Here is a 22586-nt window from a genome sequence, read left to right as displayed (position 1 = left end):
ATGCCCGTCGGTCCGCAAGGACCGGCGGGCATTAAACGTCACAGGGCTGTGGTTCATACTTGGGTGGACATGCGAACGCGAGAAGGTGGCACAAGATGACGAGGCTCGATTCCATCGAGCGGGCAGTGGCCGACATCGCGGCGGGTAAGGCCGTCGTGGTCATCGACGACGAGGACCGCGAAAACGAGGGCGACCTGATCTTCGCCGCCGAGAAGGCCACGCCCGAACTGGTGGCGTTCATGGTGCGCTACACGTCCGGTTACCTGTGTGTGCCGCTGGACGGCGCCGTCTGCGACCGCCTGGGCCTGCTGCCGATGTACGCGGTCAATCAGGACAAGCACGGCACGGCCTACACCGTCACGGTGGATGCCAAGGTGGGCGTCGGGACCGGCATCTCCGCCTCGGACCGCGCCACCACCATGCGCGCCCTGGCCGACCCGGATGCGGTCGCCGACGACTTCACCAAGCCCGGCCACGTCGTGCCGCTGCGCGCCAAGGACGGTGGCGTGCTGCGCCGACCTGGTCACACCGAGGCCGCCGTCGACCTGGCCCGGCTGGCCGGACTGCAGCCGGCCGGCGCGATCTGCGAGATCGTCAGCCAAAAGGACGAGGGCGACATGGCCCAGACCGATGAGCTGCGGGTCTTCGCCGACGAACACAACCTGGCGCTGATCTCCATCGCTGACCTCATCGAGTGGCGCCGCAAGCACGAGAAGCACATCGAGCGCATCGCCGAGGCGCGCATCCCGACCAAACACGGTGAGTTCCGTGCCGTCGGCTACAGCAGCATCTACGAGGATGTCGAGCACGTGGCGCTGGTGCTCGGCGACATCTCCGGCCCGGACTCCGACGGCCATGACGTGCTGGTGCGGGTGCACTCGGAGTGCCTGACCGGTGACGTGTTCGGCTCCCGGCGCTGCGACTGCGGCCCGCAGCTGGACGCCGCGATGGCAACGGTGGCCCGCGAAGGCCGCGGCATCGTGCTGTACATGCGTGGCCACGAGGGCCGCGGCATCGGCCTGCTGCACAAGTTGCAGGCCTACCAGTTGCAGGATGCCGGCGCCGACACCGTGGACGCCAACCTCGAGCTGGGCCTGCCCGCCGACTCCCGGGACTACGGCATCGGCGCGCAGATCCTCGTCGACCTGGGCGTGCGATCCATGCGGCTGCTGACCAACAATCCGGCCAAGCGGGTGGGTCTGGACGGCTACGGGCTGCACATCATCGAGCGGGTGCCGCTGCCGGTACGCGCCAACGCGGAGAACATCCGCTACCTGATGACCAAGCGCGACCGGATGGGCCACGATCTGGTGGGCCTGGAGGACTACGACGAGGTGTCACCCCCCGGCGAACTCGGAGGCACGCTGTGAGCGGTCACGGCGTACCCGACCTGCCCGACATCGACGCGTCGAACGTGTCGCTGGCCATCGTGGCCAGCACGTGGCACACCACCATCTGCGACGCGCTGCTCGACGGCGCGGTGCGGGCCGCCAAGCAGCTCGGCGTCGTCGAGCCGGCGATCGTCCGGGTGCTCGGCGCCATCGAGATCCCGGTGGTGGCACAGGCGTTGGCCGCCAAATACGACGCGGTGGTGGCGCTCGGCGTGGTGATCCGTGGTGAGACACCGCATTTCGACTACGTGTGCGACGCGGTCACCCAGGGGCTGACCCGGGTGTCGCTGGACCAGTCGACCCCGGTGGCCAACGGCGTGCTGACCACCAACACCGAAGCGCAGGCGCTGGACCGGGCGGGCCTACCGAACTCCGGCGAGGACAAGGGTGCGCAGGCCGCGGCCGCCGCGCTGTCGACCGCATTGGTGTTGCGCGACATCCGGTCATGAGTACCTGGGATCTGGACGTCAAGCCGCACCTGACCCCGTATTTCGTGTATCTGGCGGCATTCCTGGTGGCTGCGGCGCACATCACGGTGGGCTTCCTGCTCAAGATCGGTTCCAGCGGTGTGTTGTTCCGCACCTCGGATCAGGTCGCGATGGGGGTGCTCGGCGTCGTGCTGGGCGGGCTGCTGCTGCTCTTCGCGCGGCCACGGGTGCGTGCCGGAGCGTCCGGCATCGCGGTCCGAAACCTGCTCGGATACAAACTGATTCCGTGGTCCGACGTGGTGGACGTGTCGTTCCCGCTCGGAGCGCGGTGGGCCAGGGTCGATCTGGCCGATGACGAGTACACCCCGATCATGGCGATCCAGGCGGTGGACAAGGAGCGGGCCGTCGACGCGATGGATCAGCTGCGCACGCTGATGGACCGCTACCGGCCGGACCTCAACTCACGTTCAGCGACATCGTGACCTCGTTGGTGCTCGCGGTGCTGCACACGGCGAACCCCAGACTGTCGTAGACCGCGCGTGCCCGCGCATTGTCGACGTTGACCTTCAGCGTGACCTGTCGCACCCGCTGGGTGCGGGCCCAGCGCACCGCCTCGGCTACCAGCGACCGGCCCAGGCCCAGCCCGCGGGCGGCCGGATCCAGCCACAACGAGTACAGGTAAACGGCTTCGGACCCCTGGCGCTGGGCTGCGATGAGACCCACCGGCCGGTTGTCCACCACCACCGCGAACTGGGCGTGCGCGCGCAGTCGCCGCCGCCACTGCGCGGCCGTGAACGTCGACTCCTGCCGGAACTGGGGGTCGTCGGCCCCCAGCGAGTCGGTGAGCGCCCGCAACCGCACGCCCGCGAACGCGCGCCAATCGGTCTCGGTCAACCGGGCCACCCGCGCCTCACCCATGTTGCCCATCCATCCAGTATCGCCGCTGATCGCTGCGGTAGTATCGGCATGTCGATGACTACTCTGCAGTTCGTATCAACCTCGGCTGACGGCCTCTCCGAAAGCGCTACACCGCTCGTCTCGGCAGGTGCGCTCATCGCAGGTCTGGGCACGCATCCCACCATCACCATCCCGGTCGTGGCCGGCCGCGAACCCGATGCCGACGCCGTCTGGCATCGGCTGGCCGAACCGGCGGAGTTCTTCGGCATCGAGATGCCCGGTGTCACCCAACTGCGGCGGGCGCTCGCCGATTTCCTGGCGGAACTGCAGCGCAGGCATGGCGGCGTGAGTGCCGCGGTCACCGTCGTCGTCGTGGACACCCGGTTCGTGGTCAGCGGTGTGCTGATCGAACCCGTTCGTCCCGAGCCGGTGCGCCTGGCGCTGTGCGCCCCGGCGCCCGCCGCGCCGCACTGGCAGACGATGGCCGCGCGCACCACCAGCCGGGCCGCCGACCTGCTGGCGGAGCGGGAGCTCGCCACCACCGGTCACGCCGATGCCGTACCCAGCGACGGGGATCTTCTCGAAGTGCCACTGCTGGGTGCGCTGCTGTGCGAGACACCAAGCGGCCGGATCGGTCTCGGTGCCGAGCGGCTGGGTTGGCTGGCCGCGGCGGGGCTGCTGGACGCGGACACGGTCACCGACGAACCCGTCGACCTGGCTGCGGTGACGCGGGCCCGGTGGGTGTCACCGACTTTCGAGACCCATCCCGTCGCCGCGATCGGGGAGCGCCTGCTGTGAATGCATTCCACCCGGAGCGCTTCGAAGCGCTGGTCATCGACGGCTTCGACATGGCCGGCGACATCCTGAACCTGCGCTACACCCTGCGTGGCCCGGAGCCGGTCAGCTTCACCGAGGTGATCGATTTCGGCACCAGTTTGGCCGGCGCGCAACCGAACCCGAAACTGGCACGGCTGCTCGCCCTGACCTGTTCGCTGAGCTACTACAAGGCCGCGGCCCCGCCCGCCATCGAGATCGCTTTTCCGACATATGAATTCGAGAAGCACTACCTGCGGACCCTGGTCGAGGGCGGCCTGGGCGAATTCGCCTACCGCAACGACCTGCCCGCAGCGCTGACGCCGGAGGTGACCGGCCCGGACGCCGCCGCCGAAGACGTCGCGGACGACACCTGGGATCCGGAAGCGAACCCCCTGGTGCCCGTCGGCGGTGGCAAGGACTCGGTGGTCAGCATCGAAGCCTTCCGGCGCCACGGCGTGCAGCCGGTGCTGTTCAGCGTCAACCGGTATGACCCGATCGACCGCTGCATCGAGGTCAGCGGGCTGGACAGCGTGCACGTCCGGCGCAGCATCGATCGCGGGCTGATCGAGGCCAACGCGAACGGTGCGCACAACGGGCACGTCCCGGTGACCGCGATCAACAGCGTGATCGGATTGATCGTGGCCGACGCGCGCGGGCTCGGGCCGGTGGTGCTGTCCAACGAGAAGTCCTCGAACGTGGGCAACATCGAATGGCTGGGTCGCGACATCAACCACCAGTGGTCCAAGAGCATCGTCTACGAGACGCTGCTGCGGGACACCCTGGCGCAGTACGGACTGAACCCCGACCGCTACTTCTCGCTGCTGCGTGGCCTCTCGGAATCCGAGATCGCCGACCGGTTCGCCTCCTGCACCGACTATTTCGGTGTTTTCACCAGTTGCAACCGGCTGTTCGCGCTGGACCCCGCCCGTCGCGCCACCTCGTGGTGCGGGCACTGCCCGAAATGCCAGTTCGTCTTCGTGCTGCTGGCGCCCCGCCTGGGGCGGGCGCGGCTGGAAGAGATCTTCGGCGCCAACCTCTTCGACGACGCCGCCCAGTACGACGGGTTCGCCGACATCCTCGGTCTCGGTGTGCACAAGCCGTTCGAATGTGTGGGGGAGTACTACGAGGCGGCCGAGTCGATGCTCGCCGTCCTCGATGACGAGCGCTGGCGCGGATTGTCCCTCGTCGACCAGTTCGCCTCGCGCCGAGCCGAACTGGTGGCCGTCGCGGCCGCCGAGCAGGACCAGGGGCCCGTCGAACATCATGTGCCAGCGCGTTTCGCGAAGCTGCTCGATGACTGACCTAGCCGGTCTGGTGGTCGGCATCTGGGGGCTCGGCAAGGAGGGCCTGTCGATGGCCCGCACCGCGGCCGCCCAGGGCGCCGCCCGGATCGTCGGCGTCGACGACCGGGCAACCGGGACAACCGAGACCGGCATCGCCGGACTGAGCGTGCACCACGGTCCCGAGTCGCTGTCGTTGCTGCGCGACACCGACATCGTGTTCGTCAGTCCCGGTGTGCCGTGGCGCAATCCGGTGTTCGAAGAGCTGCGCGAGAGCGGCCCACGGGTGTCCAGCGCGGCCGACTGGTACCTGAGCACCCACGGGGCTCGCACCATCGGTGTCACCGGCACCAAGGGCAAGAGCACCACCGCGGCGTTCCTGGCCCACCTGCTGACCGCCCTCGGCGTCGACGCGGTCGTGGCGGGCAATATCGGCACGCCACTCTCGGATCTGGAGCCGCACGAGGATCAGTGGGTGGTGGCCGAGCTGTCCAGCCAGCAGTGTGCCCTGCTGCGCACCACGCCGGCAGTGGCGGTGATCACCAACCTGTATCAGGACCATCTGGACTTCCACGGTGACATCCCGACCTACTACGCGGCCAAGGCACGCATCTTCGGGACCGGCTCCCGGGCGCTGATCACCACACCCGAGGTCGTCACCGCGCTGGCCCGGATCGGGATCACCGACCTGCCGCCGGTCCGGCTGGTGGATCCGGGGACCGCGCGGGTACCCGCCTCTCGATCGGTGATGGCCTACGAACACAACGTCGCCAACGCCGCACTGGCCGCGCTGGCCGCCGCCGAGGTGCTCGGCAGGCCGGTGACCGATGCCGAGGTCGACGCGGCAGCCGCGACATTCGCCGGGCTGCCGCACCGGCTGCAGACGGTGCGCACCACCGGTCGGATCCGCTGGATCGACGACACACTGGCCACCACCGGCGAAAGCGTGGTGGCCGCACTGCGTGCCATGCCCGCGGACGCCGACGTGGCCGTCATCGTCGGCGGCATGGATCGCGGCCTCGATTACCGCGGCCTCGACGATCATCTGTGCGGGACGCCGGACCGGGTGACCCTCATCCAGGCGCCGTCCAACGGAACCCTGATCGGCATCCGGTTCGCCCAGGCACACCCCGACCGGACGCAGCGGGCGGGCAGCCTCGAACACGCGGTGACGCTGGCCGCGGCGGTGCCCGGCGTCGACGTGGTGTTGCTGTCGCCGGGTGCGGCCAGCTACGACCTGTACCGCAACTACGAAGCCAAGGCCGCAGCGTTCTGCGGTTACATCGACACGCTCTAACCTGGACCCGTGCCCGATCCAGCGACGTACCGGCCTCCGCCGGGTTCCATTCCGGTGGAACCCGGTGTCTACCGGTTCCGGGACCCGCACGGCAGGGTCATCTACGTCGGCAAGGCCAAGAGCCTGCGCAGCCGGCTGAACTCGTACTTCGCCGATATCGCCGGGCTGGCGCCGCGCACCCGGCAGATGGTGATGACCGCGGGCAGCGTCGAGTGGACGGTGGTCACCACCGAGGTCGAGGCGCTGCAGCTGGAATACAACTGGATCAAGGAGTTCGACCCGCGGTTCAACATCCGGTACCGCGACGACAAGTCCTATCCGGTGCTGGCGGTGACTCTCAACGAGGAGTACCCGCGGTTGTTCGTCTACCGCGGTCCGCGGCGCAAGGGTGTGCGCTACTTCGGGCCGTACTCGCACGCGTGGGCCATCCGCGAGACCGTGGACCTGCTCACCCGGGTGTTCCCGGCGCGTACGTGCTCGGCAGGAGTGTTCAAGCGGCACAAGCAGATCGACCGGCCATGTCTGCTGGGCTACATCGACAAGTGTGCGGCACCGTGTGTGGGCCGGGTCAGCGCCGAGCAGCACCGCCAGATTGTGCTGGACTTCTGCGACTTCCTGTCGGGGAAGACCGACCGGCTGGTGCGGGACATGGAGCGGCAGATGACCGCCGCGGCGGAGGCCCTCGACTTCGAGCGGGCGGCGCGGCTGCGCGACGACATCGGGGCGCTCAGGCGGGCGCTGGAGAAACAGACGGTGGTGTTCGGCGACGGGACCGACGCCGATCTGGTGGCCTTCGCCGACGACGACCTGGAAGCCGCCGTGCAGGTGTTCCACGTGCGCGGCGGCCGGGTGCGCGGCCAGCGCGGCTGGGTGGTCGAGAAGACCGGCGAGCCAGGGCAATCCGGTGAGGGCTACCTCGTCGAGCAGTTCCTGACCCAGTTCTACGGCGACCAGGCAGAGTTGGGCGACGGCGTCGCCAATCAGGACGAGACCACCAATCCGGTACCCAAACAGGTTCTGGTGCCGGTACTTCCGGACAACGCCGACGAACTGGCCGACTGGCTGTCGGGTCTGCGCGGATCGCGGGTGTCGCTGCGGGTCCCCGTGCGCGGCGACAAGAAGGCGCTCGCCGAGACGGTCCAGCGCAACGCGCGCGAGTCGCTGACCCAACACAAGCTCAAACGCGCGGGCGACTTCAATGCGAGATCCGAAGCGCTGCAGAGCATTCAGGACGCGTTGGAATTGACCGACGCGCCGCTGCGCATCGAGTGCGTGGACATCAGTCACGTGCAGGGCACCGACGTGGTGGCCTCGATGGTGGTGTTCGAGGACGGGCTGCCACGCAAATCCGACTACCGGCACTACGCCATTCGGGAAGCGGCGGGCGGGGGCAGGTCCGACGACGTCGCATCCATCGCCGAGGTGACGCAGCGCCGGTTCGCCCGGCACATCGCCGACGCCGACCGCCCGTTGGTGGCCGAAGGACGATCGCGGCGCTTCGCCTACCCACCCAACCTCTACGTCGTCGACGGCGGCGCACCCCAGGTGAMCGCCGCCGCCACGGTGCTCGACGAACTCGGCATCACCGATGTCGCGGTGATCGGTCTGGCCAAACGGTTGGAAGAGGTGTGGGTGCCGTTCCAGGACGACCCGGTGATCTTCCCGCGCAACAGCGAAGGCCTGTACCTGCTGCAGCGGGTCCGTGACGAGGCGCACCGGTTCGCCATCACCTATCACCGCAGCAAACGGTCCAAGCGGATGACGGCGTCGGCACTGGACGCGGTACCCGGGCTGGGCGAGCACCGGCGCAAGGCGCTGGTCACCCATTTCGGATCGGTGTCGCGACTGTCGGCGGCCAGCATCGAGGACATCACGGCGGTGCCCGGCATCGGGGTGGCCACCGCGCGCGCCGTGCTGGAGGCCCTCGGCACCGGCACGACCGGCGCGGGCGCACCCGATTCCGGCGCGCAACCGGCAGTTTTGGACAATGATCGAACCGACCAAGATCAACAGGCATCGGGGTGACTGAGCAATATATGAGTGACGAATCTGGGATCGAGGTCGTCCTCGTCACCGGGCTGTCCGGTGCGGGACGCGGTACCACCGCCAAGGTGCTCGAAGACCTCGGTTGGTACGTGGCCGACAACCTGCCCCCGGAACTGATCGCCAGGATGGTCGACCTCGGGTTGGACGCCGGTTCGCGCATCACCCGGTTGGCGGTGGTGATGGATGTGCGGTCCAAGGGCTTCACCGGCGACCTGGACTCGGTGCGCACCGAACTCGGAACCCGGGGGATCACCCCGCGGGTGTTGTTCATGGACGCCTCCGACGAGGCGCTGGTGCGGCGCTACGAACAGAACCGGCGCAGTCATCCGCTGCAGGGAAATCAGACCCTCGCCGAGGGCATCACCGCCGAACGGGCGATGCTGGCCTCGGTGCGTGCGGTGGCCGATCTGGTCATCGACACCTCGACCCTGGCGGTGCCGGCGCTACGGGAGAGCATCGAACGTGCCTTCGGTGAAGAGGCCGTGGCGCACACCAGCGTCACCGTGGAGTCGTTCGGCTACAAATACGGCCTGCCGATGGATGCCGACACCGTGATGGACGTCCGGTTCATCCCGAACCCGCACTGGGTGGACGAACTCCGCCCGCACACCGGCCAGCACCCGGCGGTCCGGGACTACGTGCTGGGCCAGGACGGCGCCGCGGAATTCCTCGACACCTACCATCGACTGCTGGGCGTGGTGATCAACGGTTATCGCCGGGAGGGGAAGCGGTACATGACGGTGGCCATCGGCTGTACCGGCGGAAAGCACCGCAGTGTGGCGATCGCCGAGGCGCTGGCCGGGCGGCTGCAGGGCGGTGAGCAGCTGTCGGTACGGGTGCTGCACCGCGATCTGGGGCGCGAATGACGGCCCCGCAACCGAGTCGGACGAGCGATCCGCGGGTGGTCGCACTCGGCGGTGGGCACGGTCTCTACGCCACCCTGTCCGCTGCGCGCCGGCTCACCCCGCATGTCACCGCAGTGGTCACCGTGGCCGACGACGGCGGATCGTCGGGCCGGCTGCGCAGCGAACTCGATGTCGTGCCTCCCGGTGATCTGCGAATGGCGTTGGCGGCGTTGGCCTCTGACAGTCCGCACGGCCGGCTGTGGGCGACCATCCTGCAACACCGGTTCGGCGGTAGCGGCGCGCTGGCCGGGCATCCGATCGGCAACCTGATCCTGGCCGGGCTCAACGAGGTGCTGACCGATCCGGTGGCCGCCCTCGACGAGCTCGGCAAGATCCTCGGCCTCAAGGGCCGGGTGCTGCCGATGTGCCCCATCGCCCTGCAGATCGAGGCGGATGTGGCCGGACTGGAGACCGACCCGCGGATGTTCCGGGTCATCCGGGGCCAGGTGGCCGTCGCGACGACGGTGGGCAAGGTGCGACGGGTGCGGCTGCTGCCGGGCGATCCGCCTGCCACCCATCAGGCGGTGGACGCCATCATGGCGGCCGACCTGGTGGTGCTGGGCCCCGGCTCGTGGTTCACGAGCGTGATCCCGCATGTCCTGGTGCCGCAGCTCGCGGCGGCCCTGCAGGCCACCACGGCCCGCCGGGCCCTGGTGCTCAACCTGGCGGCCGAACCGGGGGAGACGGCGGGGTTCTCGGCCGAGCGGCACATTCACGTGCTGGCTCAACACGCACCGGGCTTCACCGTCGACGAGATCATCGTCGACTCCGTGCGGGTCCCCAGCGACCGGGAGCGTGAGCAGCTGGTGCGCACGGCTGCCGCGCTCGGCGCCAACGTGGAGTTTGCTGACGTGTCGCGGCCTGGTACACAGTTACATGACCCGTCGATGCTGGCCGCCGCATTGGAGCGGGTCCGGCTGCGCGGCAGGGCATCACATCCGGATGACAGCGATTCCACCGCTCCCCACCCGGCCTGGCCGGTCGGGGGAGCGCAGGGGCAATCGACGGTGAATGTATCGAGGGGTGACGATTCGTGGCGATGACCGCTGAGGTGAAGGACGAACTGAGCCGGCTGGTCGTGAACTCGGTCAGTGCGCGCCGGGCTGAGGTGTCCTCGCTGCTGCGCTTCGCCGGTGGCCTGCACATCGTCGCCGGCCGGGTGGTGGTCGAGGCCGAGGTGGACCTCGGCATCATCGCGCGCCGGCTGCGCAAGGACATCTACGACCTGTACGGCTACAACGCCGTGGTGCATGTGTTGTCGGCCAGCGGGATCCGCAAGAGCACCCGCTACGTGGTGCGGGTCGCCAAGGACGGTGAGGCGCTGGCCCGCCAGACCGGGCTGCTGGACCTGCGGGGCCGGCCGGTGCGCGGGTTGCCCGCCCAGGTGGTCGGCGGCAGCGTCAACGACGCCGAAGCCGCTTGGCGCGGCGCGTTTCTGGCGCACGGGTCACTGACCGAGCCGGGCCGGTCCTCGGCCCTGGAGGTCAGCTGCCCGGGTCCGGAGGCCGCACTCGCGCTCGTCGGTGCCGCGCGGCGGCTCGGTGTCAGCGCCAAGGCCCGCGAGGTCCGCGGCAGCGACCGGGTGGTGGTCCGCGACGGCGAGGCCATCGGCGCCCTGCTGACCCGGATGGGCGCCCAGGACACCCGGCTGACGTGGGAGGAACGCCGGATGCGGCGCGAGGTCCGCGCCACCGCGAACCGGCTGGCCAATTTCGACGATGCCAACCTGCGCCGCTCGGCGCGCGCGGCGGTGGCCGCGGCCGCGCGGGTGGAACGGGCCCTGCACATCCTCGGCGAGACCGTGCCCGATCATCTGGCGCAAGCCGGCCGGTTACGGGTCGAGCACCGGCAGGCATCACTCGAGGAACTGGGTCGCCTGGCCGAGCCGCCGATGACCAAGGACGCGGTCGCGGGCCGGATCCGGCGGCTGCTCTCGATGGCCGACCGCAAGGCCAAGCAGGACGGCATCCCCGACACCGAATCGGCCGTCACCCCGGACCTGCTCGACGACGCCTGAGGCTAGCCGGACTGCTGGTGCGCGGCGTGCCTGCCGTGTTTGCCGCCGAATCCGTGGACGTGGCGCGGCTTGTGCGCCGGTGCGGGGTGCGGATCGTCGGACGTGGCCGTGCCGCCGGTCGGCGACGCCGGATCCGCTGCCGCTGAAGCTCCTTGCGGTGCATCATCTTTCGGCGGTGTCGAGGCGCTGCCCGGGACGGGGCTCGCTGTCTGCGGGGTGGCCGGCGCGTGCCGCCAGCCGAATGTGTGCCGCGGCGTGGGGGTTTCGGCGCTCTGTGCCGTGGCCGTGGCCGTGGCCGTGGCCGTCGCCGTGTCTGTCGCCGCGTCTTTCGTTGTGTCTGCTGCCGTGGAGAGCGTCACGGTCGCCACGGCGGCCGCAGGGACCGCGGCCACCGACGCTGCGGTGGTGGTGGTCTTGGTACCCAGAGCTGTCTTGGCCGACTTGAGCAGAGTGGCCGCGGCCGCGGCCAGCGACGCCGCGAGCTGCTTCACCCCCTTGACCGCGGTGCTCACCACCTGATTGATGCCGGCCACGATGGCCTTGATCGCGGCGGCCAGCTGGGTGACGGGGTAGGTGACCGCACCACTGACCGGGTGCGCTGCGATCCAGGCCTTGATGACGGCGACCGCCTCCTTCGGCGTCCAGTCGGAGTTGAAGATCCCGAAGCTGCCGCCGGAGTAGGCCGAGTCGATCAGGGAGAAGACGAACGACGGCCCCACACCGGCCAGCGTCGCCCAGGTGGTCAGGAAATCTTGGATGAATGCCGCCTGATTCGCCTCACCCGCGGCGGTGGAGGCCTCGCCGTATTCGGTGGCCCAGATCAGTTTGAGCGCATCACCGTTGGCGTTCATCAGCGCCCGCAGCGCCTCGAGTTGTTGTAGCGCGGAATTGACCACGGCGGCACCCGCGGAGAACAGGCTGGTGCTGTACGGGTGGAAGGCCAGCGCGTCGAAGAATCCCTCGGCGCCGTCGGCGTACATCTCGGCCAGGAACGTCACCGGGTTGACGCTGAGTGAGCCGAGCGTGATGCCTGCTCCGAGAACGCCCCCGATGACTTCGGCCTTGGGATCGACGGCCTTGATCGCGGTGTACGCGGCCTTCAGCAGTGCGGTGTAGGCCGCGGCGTCCGGGGTGGGAAACCACCCGTTGACTCCGTTGGGTTCGTTCCAGATCTCGTAGGCGTCGATCTTGGCCACCCCGTCGTTGGCCGCCGCGCCGTAGCGACTGGCCACCGCACTGACGAAACTGGCGAAGTCGGCGTCGGAGGTCGGCGCTCCGTTGGCCAGTCCGCTGCCGTACTGCGTCGCCCAGCCCGGGGTGCCGGTGATCGCTGCATCCACGGCGATGCCGTAGGAGGCCGCGGTGTCCAGCAGTTGGTCGGCCTGGGTCCAGCTGTACGTTCCAGCGGTGGGTTCCATTGCGCGCCAGGGAAGATAGATGCGGATCTGGGTGACGCCCATGGACTGCAGGTCTTGCATCGCGGTGGTCAGGTCGGCCTGATCCATGTAGTAGAGGCTGGACTCGGCGATGCCCGTGGTGGTCGATGAGGTGTCGATCGCCGTTGTCAGGGCGATCTTCTCGGCGACGACCACACGCCGCGGTGACGCGGTCGCGGACGCGGGTGGCGGCGCGGTCACACCCGAGGTTGCGCTCAGTACGGCGGCGGCGAGCAAGGGCACGGACATTGTGGAAAGGCTGGAAATGATACGGCGACGATTCAGCGACATATCCCACTCCCGACGCTGGGTAAAAGGCGCTCCGACCTGGAGGTCAGAGGACTGTAACCCACCGAAAATGCATCAATTCGACGACGATTATCAGTAGGGCGCAGCGAATTGACTCCGGCAGCAATTCCCCGGAAGTCGCCGTGTCGTGGTGCGTGAATATGGCAAATTACCGAAGAATCGGGCTCGGGGTGCGAGGAACATTCTCAGCCGCTGAAAAATGATGAAGAACAACAGATTTGAGTTGACTACCCGAGTTGAACGACACGACGAGTTGCGATACGAGACAACTTTTGAGATGCGAAATGGCGTGTCCGCCATCGCCTTTCCGGTGTCGGCTCAGCGATCTCGAGGTTGCGGCGCGACAACCGAGTTCTGGGAAATTTCGACAACTGGTATCCCAGGGCCTCGATCAGCAGTTAGTGGTCGCGATCACCTCTGTTGGCAATGTGCGCAACCGGTTGCGAACGCAACATTCGACTGCCCAGTGCGACCAGCACACTGGTGGGTATTTCACAGGCATTATGCAGCGGCATCGCTCGACGCCGTGGACTCGTGGGGTGTGGTAGATCGCTCGTGTTGTGTCGGTGCCGGACCCTGCCCGCGCTCGACCTCGGGACGGGCGGCTGCGCTGTGGCGCCGGGGGTTGTAGCTGTGCCGTGCACGGGTTTTCGGCGCCGTGGGTGCATCCGCAGATTCCGTTGATTCCTTTGGAGTGGCGGAGTGCCGGTGCGGCCGTGGTGTGGGTGGCTTGCTTTCGGTGGATGGCGTGGATGCTGAAGATTCGGCCGATTCGGCGGGCGCGGACGTGTCGGGCTCGGGATCGGGATCGGCTGGAGCTGTCGGCTGAACCGTCGGGGTGGCCTCCGGGGCGTCGGCGACGGTGGCGTCCTTCTCGACCTCCGCGACCTCCTCCGTCTTCTCGGCGATGCCGACCGTGGCAGTCTCGGCGACAACGGGTTCCACCCGCGCGGAGGGCACCGCCGCCGCTGGTGCCTTCGGTGTCGCGGGTGCCTTCGGTGCCGGGGCGAAGGCGGCGGCCAGGCTGGACACCGACTCGACCGCGTCGGCCGTGATGTCCACGACGGCCCGGACGGCGCTGGCCAGCAACAGGGACGCCTTGGCGACGATGGCCCGGACCGTGTTCACCACGGCGGTCAGCATCTGGGTGGCCAGGCTCGCAGGCCGGTACTGCGCGACGTACTCGATGAGGTCGTCGGGATCCCATGGTCCGGTGTGGGATGCGATCCATTCCTTGATGACGCCGGCGGCGAGTTTCGGCGTCCAATCGTCGTGGAAGATGCCGTAGTTGTTCTCCGACCACAGCGATCCGGTGGCCAGGTCGATCAGCGAGTAGATGAACGACGGGCCGACGCCGGGCATGGTGGACCAGGTCTGCAGGAAATCCTCGATGTAGGCGGCCTGGTTCGCGTCGCCCGCCTGGGTGGAAGGTTCGCCGTATTCGGTTGCCCAGACTAGCTTCTCGCCGTCGCCGTTGGCCTCCATGATCTCGCGCAGTTTCATCAACTGCTTGATCGCCGAGTTGTAGAACGTCAAGCCGTCGGACAGCGTGCCGGTGAGGTTGTACGGGTGGAACGACAGGGCGTCGAAATAGCCCTCCGCGCCCGCGGCGTACATCTGCGACAGGAAGGTCACCGGATTCACGGTCAGCCAGGCCATGGACAGACCGGTGCCGAGCGCACCGCCGATCACCGTGGCGGCGGGGTCGACGGCCTTGATCGAGGTATAGGCGGCCTGCAGCAACTGCGTATAGATCCGCGCATCCGGCATCGGGAACCAGCCGGCGAAACCGTTTGGCTCATTCCAGATTTCGTAGGCCGCGATCTTGGCTTCCGTGGCATCGGCCGGCGTGCCGTACCGCTGGGCGAGCTGCGCCATGAAGTCGGCGTAGGCGGCCGTCGAGGTGGGTTCGCCGTTGGCGGCGACCCATCCGTAGTTCGTCGCCCAGGTCGGCGTGCTGGTCACCGCCGCGACGACGGCGATGCCGTGGGACGCGGCCGCATCGATGAGCTGGTCGGCGTGGGTCCAGTCGTAGCTGTCGTCGGCCGTCTCGATGTCGCGCCACGGCAGGAAGAGTCGCACCTGGGTGACGCCCAGTGACTGCAGGTGATCCATCGCCGTCGTCATGTCTGCGGCGTCCATGAAGTACAGGTTCGAATCCGCGATGCCGACCGTGCTGGCCGACGTGTCGATGGCAGCGGTGGGCACGACGGCGTGCGATGCGACCCGCGGGCCGAGGTGCTCGTGCACCGTCAGGTCGAGTCCGGCCGTCCCGACGGCGACGGTCAGTAGTGGAACGATGCCCATGCAAATTCGGTCAACAATATGCTTACGCATCGCACACATCGTCAGCTCCAAGAACCTTGATCACTCACCTCCTTTCTGGAGGTTAGTGGACCTTATCTCTGTGCTCGCACGTGCGCGATGAAATGTAGAAAATGTTTGATATCGCCGCGCCGGGTTCAATAAAGAACGCCGCCCGTTCATCCTTTCCGAAGGGGTGGGTGGCGGGCTTGGCAAAGCATTCTGATTGGCCGGACATGCAGCTCTGCGCATTGATTTGGCAGTTCACGTTGTATTTATCCGGCTCCCGGAACTGAATGGCGACATTGCTGAGTTTCCATTTCTGCAGCGGCGATACCGAAGGTTCTGGATATCATTCAGAGGGGTATTTCCGGGAGCCAGCACCGTTGCTCGATCAATTCTTCGGGGAGTCGTCAATTGCCGCAAAACGGTAGGTGATACTCTTCACGGCCGCCTTTCCCGACGCTTGGTGACAATGCTCCGAAACGACACTGCGCGGGCGGCCCCGTCGCGCCTGCCGACGGCCACCGACGTGGCGCGGCCGTGTGCCGCTCTGGCGTGGTGCCGAGGTTGTACTGTGTGGCCACAAACTCCATGTCAACACCCCTACAGAGGCGACGGTCGCGATGAGACTGATCCTTGAGCTGATCCGGCCCTATCGGTGGATGGTCGCCGGCATCTTTGGGGTGCTCGTGATCCAGATACTCATGGGTCTGGCAGCGCCCTGGCCGCTGAAGGTGGTACTCGACAGCGTCGTCGGCGACCATCCGCTACCGGGCTGGCTGCACGGGCTGCTGCAGCCGCTCCTCGGTGGCGAGGGCCGCATGCACATCGCCGGCCTGGCCGCGATCATGGTGATCATCATCGCGCTGATCGCCGCGGTCGCCACCTATGCCGCGAACTACCTGACCGAGACGGTCGGCCAGCGCATCGGCAACGACCTGCGCACCCGGGCCTACCACCACCTGCAGCAGCTGTCGCTGAACTATTTCGACACCCACCGCGTCGGGCCCATCCTGAGCACGCTCACCGATGATGTCGACACCATCCAGGATTTCGCATCCGCCTCGACGCTCGGCATCGCCACCGACCTGTTGACCATCGTGGGCATGCTCTTCGTGATGCTGTGGCTGCAATGGGATTTCACCCTCGTCGCGCTCGCGGTGGCGCCCCTGCTGCTGCTGTTCGTGTCCCGGATCCGTAAGGCCGTCAAGGTGGCCACCCACGAAGTGCGCCGCCGGGAATCCGACATCGTGGCCGTCGCCGAGGAAGGCCTGCAGTCCATCCGGGTGGTCAAGGCGTTCGATCGGGAGGAACTGCAGGAGCAACAACTGGCGCTGGCCGGTCAGCAGGCGGTGGACGCGGCGCTCAACGCCAGGCGGGTGAAGTCGGTGGTATCGCCGATCGTCGCCGTGGTGGTGGCCGCCTGCACTGCGCTGGTGCTCTGGCGCGGATCGGCATTGATCCTCGCGGGGGCGATGACGGCGGGCACGTTGACCGTCTTCATCTCCTACCTGGTGTCGTTCTTCAAGCCGGTCCAGGATCTGGCCAAATTGACCAACACCATCGCCATGGCCTCGGTCGGGGTGGACCGCGTCAACGCCCTGCTGACCGCCGAGACGACGGTCCAAGAGAAGCCGGACGCGGTCGAGGCGGCCCGGATCAAGGGCGCCATCGCCTTCGAGCGGGTGGCGTTCAGCTACAACCCCGAGACCCCGGTGCTGCGTGACGTCTCCTTCGAGGTGCACCCGGGCCAGTTGGTGGGCGTCGTCGGGCACACGGGCAGCGGAAAGTCCAGTCTGGTCAGCCTGATTCCGCGGTTCTACGACCCGAGCGTGGGCACCGTCCGGATCGACGGGGTGGACCTGCGCGACTACAAACTCCATGAGCTGCGCAGCCAGATCGCCTATGTCCTGCAGGACACGGTGCTGTTCCGCGGGACCATCCGCGACAACATCTCTTTCGGCAGGCCCGATGCCGACCACGACGAGGTCGTCGAGATGGCCAAGCTGGCCAATGCGCACGAATTCATCTCCGAGATGCCGCAGGGCTACGACAGCGCGGTCGGGGAGCGCGGCATGACGTTGTCCGGTGGTCAGCGTCAGCGCATCGGTATCGCCCGTGCCCTCATCCGTGACAGTCCGATCCTGATCCTCGACGAACCGACCGCGGCGCTGGACGCGGAGTCCGAACACCTGGTGATGTCCGCGCTGCAGCGATTGATGGCCGACCGTACGGTGATCACGATCGCCCACCGGCTCAGCACCATTCGCGACGCGGACAAGATCGTGGTGCTGGAAGAGGGTCGCGTCGTCGAAGAGGGCACGCACAACGAGCTGCTGACCGCCGGCGGCAGATACGCCGACTTGCACCGCATCCAATACGAAAACGAGACACCGTGACGCGATCGCTGATCATCCTGCCCGACGACTCCGCGCAGCCCGTTCTCGACGCGATCCACGCGGCCACCCGGTCGGTGCGCATCAAGATGTTCGCCTTCAGTCATCGTGCGCTGCTGGAGGCCGTGGTGGCCGCCCATCGGCGGGGTGTGGACGTCAAGGTGATGCTCAACCCCGAGCGGCGCGATGGCGAGACCGACAATGACGCCGCCCGGGATATGTTGCAGCAGTTCGGCATCGAGGTTCGGGAGAGCAACCCCGCTTTCGACCTGACGCATGAGAAGTCGATGGTCGTCGACGACGAGCACGCCTTCGTCGAATCGCTGAACTGGACCGAGGAGAATTTCACCCTGACGCGGGACTACGCCGTCGTCACGCCCAGCGCCTACGAGGTCGCCGAGATCATCGACTGCTTCGAAGCGGACTGGGCGCGTGAGGATTTCGATCCCGGCAGCGGTGCGCACCTGATCTGGTGCCCCTCCAACGGCAGGCACCGGATCGCCGATTTCATCGACAGCGCCAAGCACACCCTGTTCCTGCAGAACGAGCGCTATCAGGATCCGGTGATCATCGAGCGTCTGGTCCGCGCCGCGCATCGCGGCGTCAAGGTGCACGTGATGGCCCGCGCGGCACACCATCTGAAAGACGGGAAGCTGGTCGAAGGGGTCAGCGGCATGCGCATCCTCGACGACGTCGGCATCAAGATCCACCGGCTCAAGCACATGAAGCTGCACGCCAAGATGATTCTCGCCGACCACGAGCGGGCGGTGGTGGGTTCGATCAACCTCTCACCGGGCAGCTTCGACCACCGTCGTGAGCTGGCGATCGAGGTGACCGATCACGAGATCGCCACCCGGTTGAACGAAGTGGCCCACCACGACTGGAAGCATTCGGAACCGATGGATCTCTCCGATGCCGGCCTGATCGCCGACCTCACCGGCCGGGGCCGGGACACCCACGACATCGACCAGCTCGCCCTGCACGAGCCGGACGCCTAACTCAGCAGCAACCAGCCGATGCCGAAGGCGGAGGCCAACGACGCCACCGTCAGCGGGATGCCGAACCGGACGAACGTCGCCGTCGAATAACCACCCGGGCGCATCACCATCAGATTCGACTGATGGCTGAACGGGTTGAGGAACGTGAACGAGATGCACGTGCCCACCAGGATCAACAGCAGCACGGGGTCCAGCCCGGTGCCGGAGGCGATGGTGAGCACGACCGGGGTGAGGATCGCCGCGGCGGCCGCGTTCGTGACGATGTTGGTCAGCGCGGTGGTGCCGAGCACCACGACGAGCACCACCAGCGCCGTGTTGGATCCGGCCAGGGCCATGATCGCCGATGAGATGTGGTCGCCCAGGCCGCTTCTCACCACGATGGTGCCGAGGCCGATGGAGCCGGCGATGATGGCCAGGATGTTCCAGTTCAGGGCCCGCACCGCGGACCGCGGTGTCAGGACGCCGGTGAGCACCATCAGCACTGCCCCGGCGACGGCGGCGAGTTCGACCGGGGCCAGCCCGAAGGACCCCGACAGGATGACCCCGATCAGGATGGCCAGCGCCACCCATGTCTTGCCGGTCTGGGGCGCCTTGTCGGTGGCTTTCTGCCACAGCGCGACCAGCGGGTGACCGTCGAGGGTCTGCGCCGAGGCGGCGGTCACCAGGCACAGCTCGCCGGGTTCGGCGGCGGCCTGACTGAGTCGGTGGTCCGTCTGAGCGGCGATGACCAGAAGGTCCTCGTCCTCCTCCAGGTCACGCACTGTCCCGTGTTCCTCGTTGGTGGCCACCACGACCTGGTATAGCGGTTGCGGTGACTGGTTGAATCTGGGGCTGCCCCAGAGCATCCGCACCCCGGATTCGGTCGCGCGGTAGAGCAGGATGTCGTCGGCCGCCAGCACCGCGTCGCCCTCGATGCGGTGGCCCTGTCGGCGGATCCCGAGCAGTTCGTACTCGGCGGTGGTGTGGATGCCGACCGCGGCCGCGGTCCGGCCGACGGCGTTGGCCCCCGGGGTGACCGGGATCTCGGCGCGCCAGGACAGGTCGGGTTCCTCGGCTCCGGCCGTACCGCGGAGCATCAGCGGCGCGGTCACCAGCAACACCACCCATCCCACCAGCGCCACCGGCACCGCAACCGGCACGAAGGAGAACATCGACAGGTGCACCCCGGCGGGTGCGGCGAGGGCGGCGATGAGCAGGTTGGAGCTGGTACCGATCAGGGTGGCCGAACCCGCCAGCGTCGTCGCGTGGGCGATGGGCAGCAGCACCCCGCGGGCGGGTACCCCGGACTGCTGCTCCAACTCCTTGGCCGCCGGGATGAGCATCGCGACGATCGGCGTGGTGTTGATCAGCGCGGACACGACGCCCACCGGCGGGATCAGCCGGGTCAGGGCCTGGCTGGACGTGCGCACCCCGTTGAGCAGCCGATACATCACCCGGGACACCACTCCGGTGTGCAGCACGCCCTTGGCGATCACCAGCATCGCCGCGACGGTGATGACACCGGAGTTGCTCAGCCCGGCGAACAACTCGGCCGGTGTGGCGATGCCGACCAGGCCGGCCGCGACCAGCGCGCAGATCAGTGCGAGCACCGCCGGGGTGCGTCCGGTTGTCATCGCGATCAGCGTGAGGACGACGATGACCGCCGCGACGAGTGCCATGCACGGCATTGTCGTACGGATCTGTCCACGGTGGACCGGCGGGCGCACCACCTGAGCCTCGCGATCATCTGACCAGCCCGCACGCGCCGGAAGCGGCACTACTAGGCTGGCGTGCGAGCAGTGCACCGCCGACTATTCAAGGAGACAACACGTGACCATCCGGGTAGGCGTCAACGGTTTCGGCCGCATCGGGCGCAACTTCTTCCGTGCGCTGGACGCGCAGAAGACCGCCGGCAAGAACACCGACATCGAGATCATCGCGGTCAACGACCTGACCTCGAACGCCAGCCTGGCGCACCTGTTGAAGTTCGACTCGATCCTGGGCCGGCTGCCCTACGAGGTCACTCTCGAGGGTGAGGACACCATCGTCGTCGGCGACACCAAGATCAAGGCGCTCGAGGTCAAGGAAGGCCCGGCGGCGCTGCCCTGGGGCGACCTCGGCGTCGACATCGTCGTCGAGTCGACCGGCATCTTCACCAAGCGTGACAAGGCCCAGGGTCACCTGGACGCCGGCGCCAAGAAGGTCATCATCTCCGCGCCGGCCAGCGACGAGGACATCACCATCGTGCTCGGCGTCAACGACGACAAGTACGACGGCAGCCAGAACATCATCTCCAACGCGTCGTGCACCACGAACTGCCTCGGCCCGCTGGCCAAGGTCCTCAACGACGAGTTCGGCATCGTCAAGGGCCTGATGACCACGATCCACGCCTACACCCAGGACCAGAACCTGCAGGACGGCCCGCACAGCGATCTCCGCCGTGCCCGCGCCGCCGCCATCAACATCGTGCCCACCTCGACCGGTGCCGCCAAGGCCATCGGCCTGGTGCTCCCGGAGCTCAAGGGCAAGCTGGACGGCTACGCGCTGCGGGTGCCGATCCCCACGGGCTCGGTCACCGACCTGACCGCCGAGTTGGCCAAGCCCGGCACGGTCGCCGAGATCAACGCCGCCATGAAGGCCGCCGCCGACGGCCCGCTGAAGGGCATCCTCAAGTACTACGACGCGCCCATCGTGTCGAGCGACATCGTCACCGACCCGCACAGCTCGCTGTTCGACTCGGGTCTGACCAAGGTCATCGACAACCAGGCGAAGGTCGTCTCCTGGTACGACAACGAGTGGGGCTACTCCAACCGCCTCGTGGATCTTGTTGCGCTGGTCGGCAAGTCGCTCTGACCGATGGCCGTCAAGACACTCGACGACCTGTTGGCCGAGGGTGTGGAGGGTCGGGGCGTCCTGGTTCGCTCCGACCTGAACGTCCCCCTCGACGACTCGGGGGCGATCACCGACCCGGGCCGCATCATCGCCTCGGTGCCGACCCTGAAAGCGCTGGCCGACGCCGGCGCCAAGGTGGTCGTGACCGCGCATCTGGGCCGCCCCAAGGGTGAGCCGGACCCGAAGTTCTCGCTCGCCCCGGTCGCCGCGGCGCTGGGGGAGCAGCTCGGCAGGCACGTCCAGCTGGCCGGTGACGTGGTGGGCACCGACGCGTTGGCGCGTGCCGAGGGACTGACCGACGGTGACGTCCTGCTGCTGGAGAACATCCGCTTCGACGCGCGGGAGACCAGCAAGGACGACGCCGAGCGGCTGGCCCTGGCCAAGGCCCTCGCCGGTCTGGTCGAGGCGGCCGACGGAACGCCCGGCGCCTTCGTCTCCGACGGCTTCGGTGTGGTGCACCGCAAGCAGGCGTCGGTGTACGACGTCGCCACCCTGTTGCCGCACTACGCTGGCACGCTGGTGGCCACCGAGGTCAAGGTGCTCGAGCAGCTCACCAGCTCGACCGAGCGCCCGTACGCCGTGGTGCTCGGCGGGTCCAAGGTGTCCGACAAGCTCGCGGTCATCGAGAATCTGGCCACCAAGGCCGACAGCATCGTCATCGGCGGTGGCATGTGCTTCACCTTCCTTGCCGCACAAGGGGTTCCGGTCGGAACCTCGCTGTTGCAAGAGGAGATGATCGATACGTGCAAGAAGCTGCTGGAGACCTACGGTGACGTGATCCACCTGCCGGTGGACATCGTGGTGGCCGACAAGTTCGCCGCCGACGCGCAGACCCAGACGGTGGCCGCCGACCAGATCCCGGACGGCCAGATGGGCCTGGACATCGGGCCCGAGTCGGTGAAGCGGTTCACGGCGCTGCTGTCCAACGCCAAGACGGTGTTCTGGAACGGTCCGATGGGCGTGTTCGAGTTCCCGGCGTTCGCGGCGGGCACCAAGGGTGTCGCCGAAGCGATCATCGGCGCCACCGGCAAGGGTGCGTTCAGCGTCGTCGGCGGCGGTGACTCGGCAGCCGCGGTGCGCCTGCTCGGCCTGCCCGAGGACGGCTTCTCGCACATCTCCACCGGCGGCGGAGCGTCGCTGGAATACCTCGAGGGCAAGACCCTGCCCGGTATCAACGTTCTGGAGTCCTAGA

At 67.7% G+C, this 22586-nt stretch carries 18 protein-coding genes; 14 read left to right on the top strand and 4 right to left on the bottom strand.

What is annotated here, in order from left to right; translation table 11 throughout:
- The first annotated feature begins 95 nt into the window (after positions 1–95).
- From AC1DY7_RS02665 to AC1DY7_RS02655, 3 genes are read left to right on the top strand one after another with little or no spacing between them, the layout of a single operon-like run.
- Positions 96–1370: a bifunctional 3,4-dihydroxy-2-butanone-4-phosphate synthase/GTP cyclohydrolase II gene (locus tag AC1DY7_RS02665; RefSeq protein WP_477492106.1), complete on the top strand. Its 1275-nt coding sequence runs from the start codon at positions 96–98 to the stop codon at positions 1368–1370.
- Entirely contained in the window at positions 1367–1840 is a 474-nt protein-coding gene (ribH, locus tag AC1DY7_RS02660; protein WP_477492105.1) for a 6,7-dimethyl-8-ribityllumazine synthase, read from the top strand. The genes AC1DY7_RS02665 and ribH overlap by 4 nt, the downstream gene beginning before the upstream one ends.
- A complete protein-coding gene (locus tag AC1DY7_RS02655; RefSeq protein ID WP_477492104.1) occupies positions 1837–2301 on the top strand; it encodes a PH domain-containing protein in 465 nt (154 codons plus the stop codon). Before ribH ends, AC1DY7_RS02655 begins: the two co-directional genes overlap by 4 nt.
- Here AC1DY7_RS02655 and AC1DY7_RS02650 read toward each other — a convergent pair.
- Positions 2276–2737 (bottom strand): GNAT family N-acetyltransferase, encoded by a 462-nt coding sequence (locus AC1DY7_RS02650; protein WP_477492220.1) that lies wholly within the window; start codon positions 2735–2737, stop codon positions 2276–2278. The genes AC1DY7_RS02655 and AC1DY7_RS02650 overlap by 26 nt on opposite strands.
- 54 nt (positions 2738–2791) lie before the next feature.
- On the opposite strand from AC1DY7_RS02650, the gene AC1DY7_RS02645 reads away from it, so the two are divergent.
- The 7 genes from AC1DY7_RS02645 to whiA are packed head-to-tail and all read left to right on the top strand — an operon-like array spanning position 2792 to position 11077.
- Positions 2792–3514 (top strand): hypothetical protein, encoded by a 723-nt coding sequence (locus AC1DY7_RS02645; RefSeq protein ID WP_477492103.1) that lies wholly within the window; start codon positions 2792–2794, stop codon positions 3512–3514.
- On the top strand, positions 3511–4833 hold the full coding sequence (locus tag AC1DY7_RS02640; RefSeq protein WP_477492102.1) for a MurL-like N-terminal domain-containing: 1323 nt from the start codon (positions 3511–3513) through the stop codon (positions 4831–4833). Before AC1DY7_RS02645 ends, AC1DY7_RS02640 begins: the two co-directional genes overlap by 4 nt.
- Complete coding sequence (locus AC1DY7_RS02635; protein WP_477492101.1) at positions 4826–6109, top strand: Mur ligase family protein; 1284 nt, start codon at positions 4826–4828, stop codon at positions 6107–6109. The genes AC1DY7_RS02640 and AC1DY7_RS02635 overlap by 8 nt, the downstream gene beginning before the upstream one ends.
- 9 nt (positions 6110–6118) lie before the next feature.
- The gene (gene uvrC, locus AC1DY7_RS02630; RefSeq protein WP_477492100.1) at positions 6119–8134 is read left to right on the top strand and encodes an excinuclease ABC subunit UvrC; all 2016 of its coding nucleotides are present in this window, start codon (positions 6119–6121) and stop codon (positions 8132–8134) included.
- An 11-nt stretch (positions 8135–8145) separates the two neighbouring features.
- Positions 8146–9021 (top strand): RNase adapter RapZ, encoded by an 876-nt coding sequence (gene rapZ / locus AC1DY7_RS02625; protein WP_477492099.1) that lies wholly within the window; start codon positions 8146–8148, stop codon positions 9019–9021.
- Positions 9018–10103 (top strand): uridine diphosphate-N-acetylglucosamine-binding protein YvcK, encoded by a 1086-nt coding sequence (yvcK, locus tag AC1DY7_RS02620; protein WP_477492098.1) that lies wholly within the window; start codon positions 9018–9020, stop codon positions 10101–10103. The genes rapZ and yvcK overlap by 4 nt, the downstream gene beginning before the upstream one ends.
- Complete coding sequence (gene whiA / locus AC1DY7_RS02615) at positions 10100–11077, top strand: DNA-binding protein WhiA (RefSeq protein ID WP_477492097.1); 978 nt, start codon at positions 10100–10102, stop codon at positions 11075–11077. The genes yvcK and whiA overlap by 4 nt, the downstream gene beginning before the upstream one ends.
- 2 nt (positions 11078–11079) lie before the next feature.
- On the opposite strand, the gene AC1DY7_RS02610 is transcribed toward whiA, so the two are convergent.
- Together AC1DY7_RS02610 and AC1DY7_RS02605 are read right to left on the bottom strand one after the other, a co-directional pair.
- Positions 11080–12762 carry a cellulase family glycosylhydrolase gene (locus AC1DY7_RS02610; RefSeq protein ID WP_477492096.1) on the bottom strand — a complete coding sequence of 561 codons (1683 nt, stop codon included), beginning with the start codon at positions 12760–12762 and terminating at the stop codon, positions 11080–11082.
- 561 nt (positions 12763–13323) lie between these two features.
- Positions 13324–15129 carry a cellulase family glycosylhydrolase gene (locus tag AC1DY7_RS02605; RefSeq protein ID WP_477492095.1) on the bottom strand — a complete coding sequence of 602 codons (1806 nt, stop codon included), beginning with the start codon at positions 15127–15129 and terminating at the stop codon, positions 13324–13326.
- A 623-nt stretch (positions 15130–15752) separates the two neighbouring features.
- Here AC1DY7_RS02605 and AC1DY7_RS02600 point away from each other — a divergent pair.
- Positions 15753–17528 carry an ABC transporter ATP-binding protein gene (locus tag AC1DY7_RS02600; protein ID WP_477492094.1) on the top strand — a complete coding sequence of 592 codons (1776 nt, stop codon included), beginning with the start codon at positions 15753–15755 and terminating at the stop codon, positions 17526–17528.
- Complete coding sequence (locus tag AC1DY7_RS02595; protein ID WP_477492093.1) at positions 17525–18523, top strand: phospholipase D-like domain-containing protein; 999 nt, start codon at positions 17525–17527, stop codon at positions 18521–18523. The genes AC1DY7_RS02600 and AC1DY7_RS02595 overlap by 4 nt, the downstream gene beginning before the upstream one ends.
- On the opposite strand, the gene AC1DY7_RS02590 is transcribed toward AC1DY7_RS02595, so the two are convergent.
- A complete protein-coding gene (locus AC1DY7_RS02590) occupies positions 18520–20181 on the bottom strand; it encodes an SLC13 family permease (RefSeq protein ID WP_477492092.1) in 1662 nt (553 codons plus the stop codon). The genes AC1DY7_RS02595 and AC1DY7_RS02590 overlap by 4 nt on opposite strands.
- A gap of 151 nt (positions 20182–20332) precedes the next feature.
- Here AC1DY7_RS02590 and gap point away from each other — a divergent pair, with 151 nt between their 5' ends.
- Both gap and AC1DY7_RS02580 read left to right on the top strand, forming a co-directional pair.
- Positions 20333–21355, top strand: a complete 1023-nt coding sequence (gap, locus tag AC1DY7_RS02585) for a type I glyceraldehyde-3-phosphate dehydrogenase (RefSeq protein ID WP_477492091.1) — start codon at positions 20333–20335, stop codon at positions 21353–21355.
- Between the two features lie 3 nt (positions 21356–21358).
- Positions 21359–22585: a phosphoglycerate kinase gene (locus AC1DY7_RS02580; RefSeq protein WP_477492090.1), complete on the top strand. Its 1227-nt coding sequence runs from the start codon at positions 21359–21361 to the stop codon at positions 22583–22585.
- Position 22586: the final 1 nt, after the last annotated feature.

The sequence above is a fragment of the Mycobacterium sp. P2_H7 genome (assembly GCF_056403275.1).
This window is presented reverse-complemented; position numbering and strand designations above follow the sequence as displayed.